The 1,744-nt window shown below is 49.4% G+C and carries 2 protein-coding genes; one reads left to right on the top strand and one right to left on the bottom strand.

The window, feature by feature from the left end; genetic code table 11:
• Positions 1-159: 159 nt before the first annotated feature.
• Positions 160-309: a hypothetical protein gene (locus tag KDK14_RS16840; protein ID WP_257266339.1), complete on the bottom strand. Its 150-nt coding sequence runs from the start codon at positions 307-309 to the stop codon at positions 160-162.
• A gap of 53 nt (positions 310-362) precedes the next feature.
• On the opposite strand from KDK14_RS16840, the gene KDK14_RS16835 reads away from it, so the two are divergent.
• Positions 363-1,415: an aldo/keto reductase gene (locus tag KDK14_RS16835; protein ID WP_257266338.1), complete on the top strand. Its 1,053-nt coding sequence runs from the start codon at positions 363-365 to the stop codon at positions 1,413-1,415.
• Positions 1,416-1,744: the final 329 nt, after the last annotated feature.

Below are 1,744 nucleotides of genomic sequence, written 5' to 3'. Positions count from 1 at the left end.
TAGTACCAGCCCAAGTAGCCAGAAATATACGATTCCATATGGCCAGCTACTTAATATGCATCTGTTCAAGGATCAGTCAGCAGTGCTGATTTGATTCTTCTCCTGATTGTGTTTTTCTATTACTGTAAATAGTTAACCAAATGAAATGATGTTTCCCGACTAACGGTGTTTGTCAACCTGACGGTGTTTGTCAAGATAGTTGTCAGTCACTCTGCTCCGTTGCAACGTTGTCACATAGCTACGGCTATGCCCACCTGCGTTGCGCCTTGCATAGTAACGGCCCACTTGGCCAGAAATATACGATTCCATTTGGCCAACTACTTAATGCACTTTAACCCTTGAAAATACCGGGGAGTCGGTCGGTGAAAAAAATTAAACTGGGATGCAGTGAACTGCAGGTAACAGAGGTCTGCCTGGGATCCATGACCTGGGGGCAACAGAACTCACTTGATGAGGCGTTAGAGCAGATTGATTATGCACTGGACCAGGGAGTCAACTTTATCGATACCGCCGAGATGTATCCGGTGCCCCCTGATGAACAGACCAGTGGTGAAACTGAGCGCTGCATTGGTGAATGGATCCGGGCCAATCCGGGCAAGCGTGATGAGGTTATCATTGCCACGAAAATTGTCGGTGCGGGGCTGCCGTGGATACGCAATGGCAGTCCAATCAGTGGTCAGCGGATTAAAGAAGCCGTGGAAGGCTCATTGAAACGTCTTAAGACGGACTGTATTGATCTTTACCAGCTGCACTGGCCAAACCGGGTCTCTCCCCATTTTGCCAGACACTGGCCAGGTATGGTTCCCCATACGCAAGTGGATCGAGTGCGGCAGGAAGCGGAAATGCTGGATATTCTCCATGGGCTGGATGATTGCATCAAAGCGGGCAAGATTCGTTATTGTGGCCTTTCAGATGATACACCCTGGGGCATTGGTGAATATGTGCGGCTGAGCGAAAAGTATGATTTGCCGAGGATGGTTTCTGTTCAAAACGAGTTCAGTTTGATACATGCCAAGGACTCACCCTACCTATTAGAATCCTGTGTGTTAAATGATGTCGCTTATCTGCCCTGGTCGCCACTTGGCGGTGGAGTGCTCTCTGGCAAGTACCGGGATGGTCAGATTCCGGCAGGCTCCCGATGGTCTTTCCAGCAAAGAAATGGTCTCTTCCGCAATACCCCAATGACTCACCAGGCGATTGAAGGCTACGCTGAGGTAGCCAGGCGCCATGGGCTGTGTCTGGCACAGATGGCACTGGCCTGGGTATATCAAACAGAGGGAGTCACATCGACGATTATCGGAGCCAGTTCACTGGCACAGCTTAAGGAAAATATTGATGCTTGCCACTTGAAATTATCAAAAGAGGTGCTGGACGAGATCAATGCTGTGTTTCGTCAATACCCCATACCTTTTTAAAGCAACGAGACATTGCGAGTGTCTCCCAGCCAGCAGAGTTCACATCCCTTGTTGGCTGACTTGATGCTGTCTGACTTTCCCGCAGGCCACAGCAGTGGTTAGCAGTCAACCAAATGAAACCATATTTTCTGATTAAGTTGTCAGTCAGTCTCGGGGACTGCTCCTGTGTTGCTCTGGCTCCTGCATCCATTCAGTCGTGCGGCGCTCCAGTCTCATAGCTACGGCTATCCTCACTAAGTTGCGCCTCTTACGATAGACATTATGCACCTATCTATTAATTCCAGAAGCAAAAGCTTTGAACCACGAAGCGCACGGTGTGACACGGGAGC

It is taken from the genome of Endozoicomonas sp. ONNA2 (assembly GCF_024606365.1).
GTDB lineage: Bacteria > Pseudomonadota > Gammaproteobacteria > Pseudomonadales > Endozoicomonadaceae > Endozoicomonas.
The sequence above is the reverse complement of the archived record's forward strand: the minus strand, read 5'-3'. Positions and strand labels throughout refer to the sequence as shown.

Coding starts and splice junctions, on each gene's coding strand:
- KDK14_RS16840 (WP_257266339.1), bottom strand. CDS start 309: ATGGAATCGTATATTTCTGGCCAAGTGGGCCGTTACTATGCAAGGCGC.